This window comes from Halomonas sp. BC2 (assembly GCF_002078115.1).
GTDB lineage: Bacteria > Pseudomonadota > Gammaproteobacteria > Pseudomonadales > Halomonadaceae > Vreelandella > Vreelandella stevensii.
Map to the genome: position 1 here is coordinate 154,463 of NZ_LFGT01000008.1, position 15,767 is coordinate 170,229.

13 protein-coding genes are annotated in these 15,767 nt (G+C 63.4%); 9 read left to right on the forward strand and 4 right to left on the reverse strand.

Going from position 1 to position 15,767, the window contains the following annotated elements; all coding sequences use genetic code 11:
• Positions 1 to 98: 98 nt before the first annotated feature.
• From B7L71_RS06080 to lptF, 4 genes are all read right to left on the reverse strand, one after another.
• The gene (locus tag B7L71_RS06080; RefSeq protein ID WP_016914996.1) at positions 99 to 305 is read right to left on the reverse strand and encodes a (2Fe-2S)-binding protein; all 207 of its coding nucleotides are present in this window, start codon (positions 303 to 305) and stop codon (positions 99 to 101) included.
• 177 nt (positions 306 to 482) lie between these two features.
• Positions 483 to 968 (reverse strand): RDD family protein, encoded by a 486-nt coding sequence (locus tag B7L71_RS06085; protein ID WP_081136667.1) that lies wholly within the window; start codon positions 966 to 968, stop codon positions 483 to 485.
• A 25-nt stretch (positions 969 to 993) separates the two neighbouring features.
• Positions 994 to 2,073, reverse strand: coding sequence for an LPS export ABC transporter permease LptG (lptG, locus tag B7L71_RS06090; RefSeq protein WP_016914998.1), 1,080 nt, complete (start codon positions 2,071 to 2,073; stop codon positions 994 to 996).
• A complete protein-coding gene (gene lptF / locus B7L71_RS06095; protein WP_081136669.1) occupies positions 2,073 to 3,152 on the reverse strand; it encodes an LPS export ABC transporter permease LptF in 1,080 nt (359 codons plus the stop codon). The genes lptG and lptF overlap by 1 nt, the downstream gene beginning before the upstream one ends.
• 148 nt (positions 3,153 to 3,300) lie before the next feature.
• On the opposite strand from lptF, the gene B7L71_RS06100 reads away from it, so the two are divergent.
• From B7L71_RS06100 to B7L71_RS06140, 9 genes are all read left to right on the forward strand, one after another.
• On the forward strand, positions 3,301 to 4,821 hold the full coding sequence (locus tag B7L71_RS06100; protein ID WP_081136679.1) for a leucyl aminopeptidase: 1,521 nt from the start codon (positions 3,301 to 3,303) through the stop codon (positions 4,819 to 4,821).
• A gap of 151 nt (positions 4,822 to 4,972) precedes the next feature.
• Positions 4,973 to 6,094: a branched-chain amino acid aminotransferase gene (locus B7L71_RS06105; RefSeq protein ID WP_081136681.1), complete on the forward strand. Its 1,122-nt coding sequence runs from the start codon at positions 4,973 to 4,975 to the stop codon at positions 6,092 to 6,094.
• Positions 6,095 to 6,165: 71 nt separating this feature from the next.
• Positions 6,166 to 6,597, forward strand: a complete 432-nt coding sequence (locus B7L71_RS06110) for a DNA polymerase III subunit chi (RefSeq protein ID WP_081136683.1) — start codon at positions 6,166 to 6,168, stop codon at positions 6,595 to 6,597.
• A 79-nt stretch (positions 6,598 to 6,676) separates the two neighbouring features.
• Positions 6,677 to 7,855, forward strand: coding sequence for an MFS transporter (locus tag B7L71_RS06115; protein WP_081136685.1), 1,179 nt, complete (start codon positions 6,677 to 6,679; stop codon positions 7,853 to 7,855).
• Between the two features lie 119 nt (positions 7,856 to 7,974).
• The gene (locus B7L71_RS06120; protein WP_081136687.1) at positions 7,975 to 10,869 is read left to right on the forward strand and encodes a valine--tRNA ligase; all 2,895 of its coding nucleotides are present in this window, start codon (positions 7,975 to 7,977) and stop codon (positions 10,867 to 10,869) included.
• Positions 10,870 to 10,997: 128 nt separating this feature from the next.
• Positions 10,998 to 12,050 (forward strand): phosphotransferase, encoded by a 1,053-nt coding sequence (locus B7L71_RS06125; RefSeq protein ID WP_081136689.1) that lies wholly within the window; start codon positions 10,998 to 11,000, stop codon positions 12,048 to 12,050.
• 24 nt (positions 12,051 to 12,074) lie between these two features.
• Positions 12,075 to 13,292: an ABC transporter substrate-binding protein gene (locus B7L71_RS06130; RefSeq protein ID WP_081136691.1), complete on the forward strand. Its 1,218-nt coding sequence runs from the start codon at positions 12,075 to 12,077 to the stop codon at positions 13,290 to 13,292.
• A 16-nt stretch (positions 13,293 to 13,308) separates the two neighbouring features.
• A complete protein-coding gene (locus B7L71_RS06135; protein ID WP_198517485.1) occupies positions 13,309 to 14,997 on the forward strand; it encodes an ABC transporter permease in 1,689 nt (562 codons plus the stop codon).
• Positions 14,997 to 15,632: an ATP-binding cassette domain-containing protein gene (locus tag B7L71_RS06140; RefSeq protein WP_016915012.1), complete on the forward strand. Its 636-nt coding sequence runs from the start codon at positions 14,997 to 14,999 to the stop codon at positions 15,630 to 15,632. The genes B7L71_RS06135 and B7L71_RS06140 overlap by 1 nt, the downstream gene beginning before the upstream one ends.
• Positions 15,633 to 15,767: the final 135 nt, after the last annotated feature.

Here is a 15,767-nt window from a genome sequence, read left to right on the forward strand (position 1 = left end):
GGCTTACTCCCAACGTTGTCGGGAGTATAGACGGGAAAACAAAAATTTCAAATAAATCAATTATTTGCTAACGATAAGCCTAACAAGAGTGATTCGCGTCATACGGCGTAAGCGAGACTCATGTCGGCTTCGGCCCGCGCCACCTGAACCGCTTCACGGGTCAGCGACTTGGCATAGCAGGCGCATTTGCCGCACTGCGTGCCACAGCCGGTAGCTTCACGCACTTCTCGCCAGCTGCGCGCTCCGTCGCTCACTTGCTGACGAATCTGATGGTCGGTTACTCCTTTGCACACGCATACGTACATAGCGCCACCTCATACAAGACATGAGATGAATGTAAATGATTCGCATACATCTTTTCAAGTAGAAAACACTACTCTTTAGTAGCGATTCTTCTTGAGGCTCTGCTAATGGATAGCTAACCGATTGACGAAAAGCTATTTTTCATCCTTTTCGTCGCTCGAATTTTTTCATTATTTTTATCACTTCTTGGGCAACACCACGGTTTCCGTGCGCGATACGATGTCGGGCCAGCTTCTGCGCTGCCGGTCGAACAGCACCCACCAGTAGCCCAGCCCCAGGGCGGCCAGCGACACCCAGGCCACCGCACAGCGAATCAGGCTCTGCTGCAAGGAGATGGCGTGCCCGTCCAGCGTTTGCACGCGAAGCCGCCAGGCCTGCATCCCCAGCGTCATGCCGCCACGTCGCCAGGCATAGACGAAAAACAGCGTCACGAAGAACACCAGTATCAGCCGTAAGCTCCAGATGTCCAGCGCCGTCGTGCCGATTTCATCCGCCGTCTGGCCCAGCACGAAACGAAAGAACGCCAGATGGGCAACGGTGGCCGCAATCCAGATGGCCAGCACCAGAAAACCGTCGTAAATCATGGCGCCCAGACGGCGTCCCAGCCCCGCAGGCCACACGCTGTCTAACCGGGTGAAGCGTCTTGTATGGGTCACTCTTTCCATCCTCTTTTCAATGCGTATACCCCGCTCAACCGTTGCGGCGCAGGAAGTAGATGCCCACCGCCGCACAGGCCAGGGTGGGCACTAGAACAGCCCAGACCGGCGAAAACCCGAACAGCGTGGAGGCCGGGGCCAGCAGGTCCTGTACGTACTTGAACAGCAGGCCGGTGACCACGCCATAGAAGACCCGCGTCCCTGCCGCCACGGTACGCAGCGGGCCAAACACGAAGGACGCCGCAATCAGTACCAGCGAGCCCATGGTGAGCGGCAGCAGCACCTTCTGCCAGAAGTAGAGCAGCGGCTGGTCGGCCTGAAGCCCCTGGCTCTTGAGGAATTGGGCATAGGCCCAGAGTTCGCTGGGTGCCTGGCTCTGGATATCGCGCAGCAAGCGTTCCAGCTGCGTCGGCGTCAGGTTCGTGTCCCAGGCAGTCGTTGGCTGGTAATCCGATTCGGTCCGCGCATCGTATATCCGGGTCGTGGTGACCTCTTCCAGCACCCAGGCACCCTCTTCCCAGTGCGCGCGCTGCGCATGGGTCGCCTCCACCAGCCGCCGCTCGTCGAAGCGGTAACGGGTCAAATCCAGCACCACGTTGTCGGCACGGATGGCGCCAAAACGGTAGACGCTGTCACCTTCGAACTGCCAGCCGCTGCGACTGGTCAGCATCGCGCCTTCGCCCTGGCGCTGCTCCAGCCGCCAGGCTTCGGCGTACTGTTCGGTGCGCGGGGTCACGAACTCGGCCACCAGCAGCACGACGACGACGACCAGCAGCACCGGCTTCATGACGCCCCATACGATACGCACCAGCGAGCGGCCCGCCGCCCGCATTACGGTCAGCTCGTTACTGGAGGCCATACTCCCCAGGCCAATCAGCGCGCCAATCAGCACCGCTACCGGCGCATACTGATAGAACCGCCAGGGCAGGCGCATGATCAGGTATAACAGCACATCCAGAGCAGTGTAGTCGCCCTGGGTGTCGCTCAAGTCACCGATGTAGGCAATCGTGATATCCAGCCCCAGCAAGACACACTGCACGACGATAATGGCCGCCAGCACGTTGCGGGCAATATAGCGATCCAGTCGGTCAGCCCCCATCAACCCATTCAGCATTAGCGCATTCCTTTCCGTTGCGAGTGCCACAGCAGCAAACAGCCCAAGGCCAGGAACAGGCCATGCACCGGCCACACGCCGATAGCCGCAGGCAGCGAGCCGCCGCCAATGGCATCCACCGCCGCCAGCAACAGGCTAAGATACGCGACATACAGAAACACTGCAGGCAGCAGCTTGGCAAAGCGCCCCTGGCGCGGGTTCACCCGAGAGAGCGGCTGTGCCAGCAGGGCCAGCACGAAGACCATCAGCGGCAGGCCTACCCGCCACTGAAACTGCGCCTGGGCGCGGGGGCTTGCGTCGTTCCACAGCTCAAGGGTACTGGCATACTCCAGAGAGTCCAGCTCCTGACGGTCTCGGCTCAAACCCAGCCGCAGGGTATAGCGCTCGAAGGTCAGACGTTCGGCATTCAGAAGCCCTGGGGTGACGCCGTAGCGTTCACCGTTTTCCAGCACCAGGAAGCGACTGCCTGTCTCGACACTGGTTTCCTGGTAGCCCGACCCGGCCCGGGTCACGTAGCTGTGCGGCTGTTCAGCCCCGGGTCGCGCCTGTTCGTGCACCAGCACTTCCTGCATCTGTCGGCCATCGCTGCTGAAATCGGTGATGTACGCGGTACGCCCACCGCCAAAATCCTGAAAACGTCCGGGGGCCAGTACCGAGACGTCCAGGCGGCTGCGCTGCTCTTCCAGCGTGGCTTCGGTTTGCAAGGCCCCGGTAGGCGTCAGCCACAGGCTACACAGCCCCACCAGCACGGCCACCACGGAGGCGGGCAGCAGCGTCACCCGCAGCAGCCGGGTCGGGCTCATGCCACAGGCGACCATGACGGTGATTTCACTGTTCATGTAGAGCTGGCCATACGCCAGCAGAATGCCGAGGAAAAACGACAGCGGCAGAATCAGCTCCATAAACCCGGGCAAATGGAACACCATCAGGCTGCCCAGAATCGTCACGGGAAAATCGCCCTCGGCCGCATCCGAGAAATAGCGGATGAACCGGCTACCCATGATCACCAGCAGCAGAATGCCTGCCACCGCAGACATGGTCAGTAATACTTCACGAGTTAAGTACCGAAATAATATCAACGTACTCTCCGGCTAGCGGTACAGGTTGCCATGCAATGCGCCCGTGGCTTGGGTACACTATTCATCGAATTGGATACACTGATCACACTGGTCGTAAATGACGGGGCATTATCCCGAATCACTCGTTGCTTGTCTTGTTGGAGACGTCATGGAATTTTCCGTTCAGACCGCAAACCCAGCCAAAGCCGAAACGGCTTGTCTCGTTCTGCCTGTCTACAAGGATAGCGACTTACTCCCCGCTGTCGCCAAACTCGACGATGCCAGCGAGCGGCTGATCGGCCAACTGCTGAGCCGCGGTGACTTCGACGCCGCCCTGGGCAATGTGCAGATGATTCCCTTTGCACCAGGGCTGGGCGCCGAGCGCCTGCTGCTGGTTGGGCTGGGAGAGCGCGGCAAATGCCAGGAAGCCGCTTTCCTCAAGGCACTGGACGCGGCCATGACAGCGCTGGTCAAGCTCCCCATCGATGAAGCCAGCGCTACCTTCACCGACGTGCCGCTGGAAGGCCGCGATGCCAGCTGGAAAGCGCGCAAGACCCTCGAAGCTGCCGAGCGTGCCCTCTACCGCTTCGATCACTTCAAGTTCGCGCCCGCCAAACCACCTACCCTGGCCAAGCTTCACCTGATCGTGACGGACGCCGCCGAAGGCCTGCTGGCCAAACAAGGCGCTGCGTTGGGCTGCGCGATTGGGCAAGGCATCAACGTCGCTCGCACCCTGAGCAACCTGCCCGGCAACGTCTGCACGCCCCGCTACCTGGCCGAACAGGCCGAAGCGCTGGGGCGCGATTCACAAGGTGCGCTGGCCGTCGACATTCTCGATGAAGAAGCGCTGGAAGCGCTGGGCGCTCACTCGCTACTTTCCGTGGGTCGCGGCAGCCGCGAACCCTCGCGCCTGATCGTGATGAAGTATCAAGGCGCCGAGGATGCCGACGAAGCGCCCCACGTGCTGATCGGCAAAGGCATTACCTTCGATACCGGCGGCATCTCGCTCAAGCCCGGCGAAGGCATGGACGAGATGAAGTTCGACATGGGCGGCGCCGCCAGCGTGTTCGGCACCGTCAAAGCCGTGCTGGCCATCAAGCCCAAACTCAATGCGGTGTTCATCGTCGCTGCGGCCGAAAACATGCCCGACGGCGCTGCCACCAAGCCGGGCGATATCATCAAGACCCTGAAGGGCTTGAGCGTCGAAGTGCTCAACACCGATGCCGAGGGCCGTCTGGTGCTGTGCGATGCACTCACCTACGCCGAGCGCTTCACGCCGGCCAGCGTCGTGGATATCGCCACGCTGACCGGTGCCTGCATCGTTGCCTTGGGCCATCACGCCACCGGCCTGCTGGCCAATGACGACGACCTGGCCCTCGACCTGCTGGACGCCGGGGAAACCGCCTGGGACCGCGCCTGGCACCTGCCGCTGTGGGACGAGTACCAGGAGCAGCTGGACTCCAACTTTGCCGACCTGGCCAACATTGGTGGCCGCCCAGCAGGCACCATCACGGCGGCCTGCTTCCTGTCGCGCTTCGCCGACCACTTCCCCTGGGCGCACCTGGACATCGCCGGCACAGCCTGGCACTCCGGCAAGCAGAAAGGCGCCACGGGTCGCCCGGTGGGTCTGCTGACCCAGTACCTGCTGGACCGTGAAGCCGACGCCCAAGTGGAAAACAGCAGCGACTGACGCCAAAACAGGCCAACAGTGGTTGCCTTTCCGTAGCGCAACCGTTAAACCTGACAGCATAAGCGTGTGCCGGGGCTACCTCGGCACACGCGATACCCCATACAACGCTTTTACGCCCTTCGGGGCCTGGCTCTAGCGGAGAGAACACGCCGTGCCCACAGCTTCAGATGCTCAGTTCGACTCACGTTTTGAAACGCTGCCCTCCAACCAGCCGGTAGCCGATGCGATTCGTGACAATATTCTGCAAAACCCAGGATTCGGTAAGTACTTCACCGACCACATGGCCCACGTACGCTGGACCATCGATGCCGACTGGCACGGCCATCAAGTGCGCCCCTACGGTCCGCTGACCCTGGACCCTGCCGCCTCGGTGCTGCACTACGGCCAGGAAATCTTCGAAGGCATCAAGGCGTACCGTCACGCGGATGGCTCGGTGTGGACCTTCCGTCCCGAGAAGAACGCCGAGCGTTTCCGCCGCAGTGCTCGCCGCCTGGCCCTGCCGGAACTCTCCGATGAAGACTTCCTCGGCTCGCTGAAAGCGCTGCTGGCCCAGGATCACGTCTGGGTGCCCACCCCCGCCAACGACGCCGACGAGTGCAGCCTCTACCTGCGTCCGTTCATGATCGCTTCGGAAGCGTTTCTGGGCGTGCGTCCGGCCCACGAAGTCGATTACTACGTGATTGCGTCGCCCGCGGCGGCCTACTTCAAAGGCGGCATCGAGCCGGTCTCCATCTGGCTCTCTTCCCACTACAAGCGCGCGGCCCCCGGCGGCACCGGCTTTGCCAAGTGTGGCGGCAACTACGCGGCCTCCCTGGCAGCTCAAAAAGAAGCGGCTGCCAATGGCTGTAGCCAGGTGGCGTTTCTGGATGCGGCCGAGAACAAGTGGATCGAAGAGCTGGGCGGCATGAACCTGTTCTTCGTTTACAAGGATGGCCGCATCGTCACACCACGCCTGACCGACACCATTCTCGAAGGCGTGACCCGCAACTCGATCCTGACCCTGGCCAAGGATGCGGGCCTGACGCCCGAAGAGCGCGCCATCAGCATCGACGAATGGCGCGAAGGCGCGGCCTCCGGCGAGATCACCGAAGTCTTTGCCTGTGGCACCGCCGCCGTGATCACGCCAGTGGGGGAACTGGTGACCGAAAACGAGCGTATCCGCCTGCAGGGTGACGGCAGCAACGAAGTAGCCAAGCGCATCCGCAAGACGCTGCTCGACCTTCAGTATGGCCGCAGCGAAGACAAGTACGGCTGGCTGACCCGCCTGGTCTAATCACACCGGGCTTTGCCCCCCCGGCCGCTGCTCGGCCGGGGGGAGCACCGCCAGACTGCTGGAGCCATCCGATGGCGCGTATCGATTTCTATATTCTTCCCGACACCACCCTCGACGCCCGCCTGCAGTTCGCCTGTAAACTGGCAGAGACCATCCATCGCAAAGGCTACCGCCTGCACCTGCACTGCGAAGACAAGGCGCTGGCCGAGCAGGCCGACGACGCCCTGTGGCACTTTCGCGACGACGCCTACCTGCCCCATGCGCTGGAAGACAGCGAGCTGGCGGCCAGCGTGCCCATCACTCTGGGCTGGCAGCGGTTGCCGGTGCCCACGGAAGCGACCGCGCTACTTAATCTGCACCCTGAGATCCCCGAGGGTTTCGAGCACTACGCCCGAGTCGCGGAAATCATCAACCAGCACCAGCAGGTGTTGCTGGCCAAGCGCGCCTGCTGGCAGCGCTACAAGGCGCTGGGGCACGAGGTGGTGCCGCACAAGTTAGGCTGAGGAGGCGCTCCGAGCAACTCACCCCCTGCCGTCCTCCCATCATCATTCAATAACAACAACTCCAAGGATAGGACACCCCATGCCGTCAACTGTCCTGGCCCGCTGGCCGCTTGCCGTCATTGTCATTGCTCAGCTCTTTGGCACCTCGCTGTGGTTCAGCATCAACGGCGTTGGCCTGGCGCTGCAGGAAGCGGCGGGACTCAGCGAGCGCGACCTGGGGCTGCTGACCATGGCCGTTCAAGCGGGCTTCATTACCGGCACGCTGGCCATCGCCACCACGGGCCTGGCGGACCGCGTACGGGCCAGCCAGCTGTTTGCCGTCTCGGCCGTGCTGGGCGCCGTGCTCAATGCCGCCTTCATTGGCGTGGTGGAGAGCCTCTCGCTGGCAGCCATGGTACGTTTCATGGTGGGGCTTTGCCTGGCAGGCATCTACCCGCTGGGCATGAAGCTGGTGGTCAGCTGGACACCCCGCCATGCAGGCTCGGCACTGGGGTGGCTGGTCGGCATGCTGACCCTCGGCATTGCCTCGCCGCACCTGCTGCGGGGCGTCACGCTGCATTTGCCCTGGCAGTGGCCGCTGCTGCTCTCCTCGGTGCTGGCGCTGCTGGCCGCGCTGCTGATTCTGCGGCTGGGCACAGGGCCCCACCTGCCTGCCAAGGCCTCGGCAGGCCGCCCTTGGGCAGGGCTTGCCGCCTTCAAACAGAAAGCTTTCCGCGCCGCCTCGCTGGGCTATTTTGGCCACTGCTGGGAACTCTACGCCCTGTGGGCGCTGGTCCCCTTGCTGGTGGCCAGAGAGCTGGAACGGCTCAGCGCCGCCGCCAGCCTTCAGCCGTGGCTCAGCTTTGCCGTGATCGCGCTGGGCCTGCCCGGGTGTGTGCTGGCAGGCCGCTGGAGCCGTCGCATAGGCAGCGCAAAGGTGGCCTTCGTAGCGCTGGCGGTATCCGGCACCCTATGCCTTCTATACCCGCTGCTGGCGGGCCTTTCGCCAGGGTTCCTGCTGGCCCTGCTGGCGCTCTGGGGCATCAGCGTGATTGCCGATTCGGCGCAGTTTTCGGCCCTGGCATCGGCCAGCGCGCCCCCCGAGCGGCTGGGTGCCGCCCTGGCCATGATGAATGCCATCGGCTTTGCGCTGACCATCCCATCCATCGCGCTGGTAACGTCGCTATGGGAAAGCCAGGGGCCCTGGGTGACCTGGTGGCTACTGCCCGGCCCCGTGGTTGGCCTGTTGACCATGCGGGGTTTAAGGACGCATTCTTGATCCGTCAATACACCCCTGACGCCCCCAGGCGAGTCGCGCTATACTTGTCGCCATTTTGCATCCTTGACCTATGAATTCGATACCTCGCTAGGCGGGGCGTCTCTGCTGTGAGTGACTCCATGGATAAGACCTACCAACCCGAACAGATCGAAACCCGCTGGTACGAGCGCTGGGAAGCCGACAATCGCTTCGCGCCATCGGGTCATGGCCAACCCTTCTCGATCATGATTCCGCCGCCCAACGTTACCGGCAGCCTGCACATGGGCCATGCGTTCCAGGACACCATCATGGATACCCTGACGCGCTGGAAACGAATGCAGGGCAACAACACCCTGTGGCAGGTAGGCACCGACCACGCGGGTATCGCCACGCAGATGCTGGTGGAGCGCAAGATTGCCGTAGAAGAAGGCAAGACCCGCCATGACCTTGGCCGGGATGCCTTCATCGACAAGGTGTGGGAGTGGAAGGAGGAGTCTGGCGGCCACATTACCCGCCAGCTGCGCCGCATGGGCGCCAGCGTTGACTGGAGCCGTGAGCGCTTCACCATGGACGATGGCTTCTACAAGGCGGTTCAGGAAGTCTTCGTGCGCCTGCATGAAGAGGGCCTGATCTATCGCGGCAAGCGGCTGGTGAACTGGGACCCCACCCTGCACACCGCCATTTCCGACCTGGAAGTCGAAAACAAGGAGCAGCAGGGCAGCTTCTGGCACTTCCGCTACCCGCTGGCCGATGGCGTCAAAACCGACGACGGCAAGGATTACGTGGTGGTCGCCACTACCCGCCCGGAAACCCTGCTGGGCGACACCGGCGTGGCCGTGAACCCGGAAGACCCGCGCTATGCATCGCTGGTCGGCAAGTTCATCGAACTGCCGCTGGTGGGCCGCCGCATTCCCATCGTGGCCGACGAGCACGCCGACATGGAGAAGGGCTCTGGCTGCGTGAAGATCACCCCGGCCCACGACTTCAACGACTACGAAGTCGGCAAGCGCCAGAACCACCTACTGATCAACGTCTTCACCAAGGATGCCGCCATTCTGGAGCAGGCGGAAATCTTCGACCTGAAAGGTCAACCGCAGCCCGATGAAGATGCCAGCCTGCCGGCCAAGTACGCGGGCCTGGACCGTTTCGAGGCACGCAAGCAGATCGTTGCGGACATGGACGCGCTCGGCCTGCTGGAGCAAGTGGAAAGCGTCAATAACACGCTGCCCTACGGCGACCGCTCCGGCGATGTCATCGAGCCGCTGCTCACCGACCAGTGGTTCGTGGCGGTGGAAAGCCTGGCCAAGCCCGCCATCGCGGCGGTAGAGAATGGCGACATCCAATTCGTGCCCAAAAACTACGAAAACATGTATTTCGCCTGGATGCGCGACCTGCAGGACTGGTGTATCTCCCGCCAGCTGTGGTGGGGCCACCGCATTCCTGCCTGGTACGACGCCGACGGCAATGTGTACGTGGCTCGAACTGAAGAGGAAGCCCGCGAGAAGCATGGCCTCGGCGCTGACGTCGTACTGACCCAGGACGAAGACGTGCTGGACACCTGGTTCAGCTCGGGCCTGTGGACTTTCGGCACCCTGGGCTGGCCGGAAAAAACCCCGGAGCTGGACACCTTCCACCCCTCCAGCGTGCTGGTCACCGGTTTCGACATCATCTTCTTCTGGGTCGCCCGGATGATCATGATGACGCTGAAATTCACCGGCGAAGTCCCCTTCAAGACCGTCTACGTCCACGGCCTGGTGCGCGACGGCCAGGGCCAGAAGATGTCCAAGTCCAAGGGCAACGTGCTCGACCCCATCGACCTGATCGACGGCATCACCCTGGAGGCGCTGCTGGAAAAACGCACCGGCAACATGATGCAGCCCCAGAAAGCCAAGGCGATTGCCAAAGCCACCAAAGAGGAATTTAAAGACGGCATCGAGCCCCACGGCACCGATGCGCTGCGCTTTACCTTCCTTTCACAGGCCACTACCGGGCGCGATATCAAGTTCGACATGAACCGCCTGGATGGCTACCGCAACTTCTGCAACAAGCTGTGGAACGCCTCGCGCTACGTGCTGATGAACGCCGAAGGCGAAGACTGCGGCAACCAGGGTGAGGAAGTGGAGCTCTCGCTGGCTGACCGCTGGATCATTTCCCAGCTGCAGAAAACCGAAGCGCAGGTCACCAAGGCGATGGACGAGTACCGCTTCGACCACGCCTCCCAGGCGCTTTACGAGTTCGTCTGGAACGAGTATTGCGATTGGTATCTCGAGCTTTCCAAGCCGGTGCTGTGGGAAGATGACGTACAGGGAAGTACCAATGCCGCGGGAGACAGGACGTCGGAAGCGGCAGCGCTAGTGAAGCGTAAGCGTGGCACGCGCCGCACCCTGGTGCGGGTGCTCGAAACCATCCTGCGCCTGGCCCACCCGATGATGCCTTACATCTCGGAAGAGATCTGGCAGCGGGTCGCCCCTCTGGCGGGCACCTATGTGGGCGAGGGCGCGTCCATCATGCACCAGGCCTGGCCAGAAGCCGACGAGAGCAAGATTGACGAGCAGGCCACTCGGGATATCGAGTGGCTGAAGGGCGTGATCATCGCGGTGCGCAACATCCGCGCCGAAATGAACATTGCCCCCGGCAAGCCGCTGGACGTGCTGCTGACCAAGGGCCAGCCGGAAGACGCCGAACGCCTGGACCAGAACCGTCGTTTCCTGGCCAAGCTGGCCAAACTGGAAAGCGTCACGTGGCTGGCCAACCCGGATGAAGCGCCGCTCTCGGCTACCCAGCTCGTCGGTGATATGGAAGTGCTGGTGCCCATGGCCGACCTGATCGACAAGGACGCCGAGCTTGCCCGCCTTGCCAAAGAGATCGACAAGCAGGACAAGCTGATTGGCGGCATCGAGAAGAAGCTGGGCAACGATGGCTTCATTGCCAAGGCCCCCGTGGCGGTGGTGGAAAAGGAGCGGGCAAAGCTCGCCGAATTCCAGGCCACCCGGCAGCTGCTGGAAGAGCAGCAGGCCAAGATTGCGGCCATGTAAGGCGACAGCGACGCAGCGGCACCCTCCGGGGTGCCGTTTTTGTTACAGTATCTGGCAACCACTTGGCACCCTGGTGAGCCCCTCTCCCATCAGCGCCACCACGGCTTTCATTGCGCGGAACAATCACGATGTCCACTCTTTCAGCGGCACGCCTGCAGGCGCTGGCAGCCACCTTGCAGCGCGAGGGGATCGACTATCGGTCGCTCTCCCCCATGGCTGACACCGGCCTGGCCCACGACCATGTCTGGATTCACCGCCAGCGGGAAGACTGGGTCGCCAGGCTGCCCAAGCAGAGCCAGATGAACCTGCCACCGCAGGCCAACCTGGACTACCAGGCCGCCTGCTATGCGCGTGCTAGCCAGGGCGGACATACGCCGTGCTTACACCATGTGCTCCCCGCCACCCCAGAGCTACCGCGGGGGGCGCTGCTGGTCGATGCGATTCACGGGCGTTTGGCAGAACTGCCCGGAGATTTATCGTCCATCGCCGATGCCCTTGCCAGCCTGCACTGCCAACCCCTGCCATGCACGACCGCTCGGGCACCGCTACTGGCCCCTGCCGACCCCTGGCAGGCCATGGTAGCGGAAGTGCATCAACAGGCGAGCTGGTTGGCGAAAGCACAGCTACCCGCCGGGATTGGCCAGCGCATTCAGCAGGAGCTGGATTTACTGCCCCGCACGCTGCCCAATGCCTCACCGACCCTGATCAGTTTTGATACCCATCCCGGCAACTTCCTGGTCACGGATACCGGGCGCGCGATCCTGGTCGATCTGGAAAAATGCCGCTATGGCCTGCCGGGCATCGACCTGGCGCACACGTCGCTCTACACCTCGACGACCTGGGACCTGAATAGCCAAGCGGTGCTCAGCCTGGACGAGGTGGTCGCTTTCTACCGCCGCTGGCAGACGCAGATGTCAACGCAGGGGCAAACCCTGCCGAATGTCGAGACGCTGATGGCCTGTCGACGCGCCACCTGGCTCTGGTCGCTCACCTGGTGTGCCAAGTGGCGCGCTCAGCATCTGCAACGCCAGGATGAACAGCGCCAGGGCGAAGACTGGTCGGCAGAGCTGACCAACGACGCCGTCATCACCCATGTCCGCGACAGGGTAGAGCACTATTTGTCGCCCGCGATCATTGACCACGTGCATGGTGAGCTTCAATGTTTACAAACCGCGCTATAACCGACTGACGTTACGAGGCATTCGATGAAATCACGCTCTGCTTTAGCCACCGCCGTGGCGCTTGCTTTAGCGACCCTGACAACGCCGGTGGTCGCACAGCCCGACCAACAGGAGTGGGAAAGCGTCCTGGCCGATGCCGAAGGCCAGACCGTGTACTGGAACGCCTGGGGTGGCGATGACCGCACCAATCGCTACATCGACTGGGTCGCCGGGCAGATGCGCACCACTTACGGCGTGCGCGTCGAGCACGTCAAGCTCGATGACACCAGCAGCGCCGTGGCTCGGGTGCTGGGAGAAAAGCAGGCGGGGAATCACGACGATGGCAGTATCGACCTGATCTGGATCAACGGTGAGAACTTTGCCGCCATGCGCGCCCAGGACCTGCTGTTCGGCCCTTTTGCCGACTCGCTGCCCCATTTCGCCCTCACCCACCCCGACGACAACCCCGAGGTAGTGACGGACTTCACGCTGCCCACCGAAGGCTATGAATCCCCCTGGGGCAAGGCGCAAATCACCTTCTTCTACGACAGCGCCCACATCGACACGCCTCCCCAGAGCATCGAAGCTTTGCTGGATTGGGCGCAGCAGAATCCCGGTCAGTTCAGCTACCCGCGCATCCCCGATTTCACCGGCAGTACCTTCCTGAAGCAGGCGCTGATCGAACTGACGGAACAAGACGAGGCGCTCTATCAGCCTGTCGAAGACGCGGATTTCGAGGCCATCACGGCTCCGCTGTGGGCCTACCTGGATGCGCTGCACCCCCACCTGTGGCGCAGCGGCCGCAGCTTCCCTGCATCCGGCCCCAATCTGCGCACGCTGATGAGCGATGGCGAGATCAGCCTGGCCTTCTCCTTCTACCCCACCGATGCCGCCGTGGCCGTGATGGAGTACGAGTTGCCGGACAGCGTGCGCAGTTATGTGCTGAAAGGGGGCACCCTGGGCAACGTCCACTTTGTAGCGATTCCCTATAACTCGCCCCACAAGGCGGGCGCCATGGCGTTGGCCAACTTCCTGCTCTCGCCGGAGGCGCAAGCGCAGAAGCAGTCGCTGAGCATGTGGGGCGACCGCAGCGTGCTGGCCATCGACCAGCTCAGCGATGCGCAACAGGCGCTGTTCGAGGAGGGCGACCACCATCCTTCGGCCCTGCCTGCCGACGCTCTCTCCAATACCCTCGCCGAGCCCCACCCCAGTTGGATGACCGCCCTGCAAGCCGCCTGGCTCGAGCGCTACGGCGTCAACTAAGCATGGCCTTTCGTTCATGATGCTGCGGCTGGCGCCCATTACCCTCGTGGCGCTGCTGGTCCTGCCGGTGACGGCAGGGCTGGCCATGGTGGTGCTGCCCGCCTTTGGCTATCTGCCGGTCATTGGTCGCGAGCAGCTGAGCCTCGCCCCCTGGCAGCAGCTAATGGCCCAGCCGGGGCTGGGCCGCTCGGTGCTGGTCAGCCTGTTCAGCGGCCTGGCCAGCACTGCCCTGGCGCTGCTGGTGGTGGTGCTGTTTCTGGCCGCCAGCCAGGGCACCTGGCTGGACCGCAGCCTGCGACGGTGTGTGTCGCCACTGCTGTCGATTCCCCATGCGGCGGTGGCCTTTGGTTTTGCCTTCCTGATCGCCCCGTCCGGCCTGACGGCGCGGCTCTTTTCGCCCTGGCTGACCGGCTGGGAGAGCCCGCCTGACGCGCTAGTGGTCAATGACCCCTGGGGGGTGGCCTTGACCCTTGGCCTGGTGCTCAAGGAAGCGCCCTTCCTACTACTGATGAGCCTGGCAGCGCTGCCCCAGCTGCAGCCCGAAAAGCGGCTTCGGCTTGCCCGGTCGCTGGGCTATACCCCGGTAATCGGCTGGCTGAAGGTGGTGCTGCCCTCGCTCTACCCGCTGATTCGGCTGCCGGTCTACGCGGTGATCGCCTACGCTACCTCGGTAGTGGATATGGCGCTGATTCTGGGCCCGCGCCTGCCGCCGACCCTCAGCGTGTCGATTCTGGGCTGGCTCAACGACCCGGACATCACCCGCCGCCTGATGGCCTCTGCCGCGGCCGTGCTGCAACTGGGGGTCACGGTGCTGGCCCTGCTGCTTTGGTGGCTCATGGAGCAGGGTGTGCGCTGGTCAAGCCGGGGCTGGCTCGTCAACGGCAGCCGCCAGCGCGGCGCCACGGCAGTGAAGATTGCGGGCCGAGGCGGCCTGACCCTGGTAACCGTCGCCGCCCTGGCGGCCCTGGCGGGGCTGGCGCTGTTTTCGGTGGCCGGTTTCTGGCGCTTTCCTGAGCTGTTTCCGCAAGTGTTGACCCTGGACCACTGGCAGCGCAGCGCCCCTCAGCTCGCAGGTCCCCTGCGGACGACCCTGGCCATTGCGGTGGTCTCCACGGGGGTGGCGGCGCTATTGGTGGTGGCGGCGCTGGAGCATGAGCAGCGCCAGCAGATTCGTCCTTCCCGTGCCCTGTGGCTGCTGTACTTGCCGTTACTGGTGCCGCAGATTGCGTTTCTGTTTGGCTTGATCGTAGCGGCGGAAAGCCTCGGGATTCGCCCGCAGCTGGCATTGGTGATGGCGGGCCATTTGCTGTTCGTGCTGCCCTATCTTTACCTGTCGTTGGCGGAAGCCTATCGCCAGCTCGACCCGCGCTGGATTCACATGGCACAGTCGCTGGGCGTCACGCCCAACCTCGCGTTTTGGCGGGTGCGGTTGCCGCTGCTGCTCGCCCCGCTGCTGACGTCGCTGGCCGTCGGGTTGGCCGTGAGCATCAGCCAGTACCTGCCCACGCAGCTGCTGGGGGCGGGCAGGGTTTCCACCGTGACCACTGAGGCGGTCGCCCTCGCATCCGGCGGCAATCGCCGTTTGATTGGCGTCTGGGCGCTGGTGCAGGCCGTTCTGCCGCTGGCGGGTTTCATGCTGGCGCTGGCGATCCCCCGCTGGCTGGGAGCGCCCCGCAGCGTCTCATCCAACGAAGGAGCCCGGTAATGAACACAGCTCGACATGCCCTGACCCTGGAGCAGGTGCGCATTTTCCTGGCTGAGCGCGAACTGCTCCACATCGAAGCCACCATCGCCCCCGGCGACGTGCTGACCGTCATGGGGCCTTCCGGCTCGGGCAAATCGACCCTGCTGGCCTTGCTGGCCGGTTTTCTCGCCGCCCCCTTTCGTGCCGAAGGCCGTCTATGGCTGGGCGAGCGCGAGCTCTCCCCCCTGCCAGCAGAGCGGCGTGGCATCGGCCTGCTGTTTCAGGACCCGCTGCTGTTCCCCCACCTTAGCGTGGCGGGCAACCTGCGCTTTGGCCTGCCCAAGCGCAGCCCGCAACCCCAGGCACAGGTGGCCCATGCGCTGGCTCAGGTCGGGCTGGCCGGTTACGAAGCGCGTGACCCGACCACCCTTTCCGGCGGGCAGCAAGCCCGGGTCGCGCTGATGCGCTTGCTGCTCTCCCAGCCCCGGGCCGTATTGCTGGACGAGCCGTTTTCCAAACTGGACACGGCGCTGCGCCAGGAAATGCGTGCGCTGGTGTTCGGGCAGCTCCGCGACGCCGGGCTACCAACCCTGCTGGTCACCCACGACGAGGCCGACGCCTCGGCAGCGGGAGGCGACGTGCTTGTCCTCGACTGACCACGGCCCCGGGCTTCCCAGGGTGACGCTCATCATCCCGATGCTTAATGAAGCGGTGAGCATTCACGCCACGCTGATGCGCCTGCAACCGCTACGCTCGCAAGGCGTCGAAGTGCTGGTGGTGGATGGCGGCAG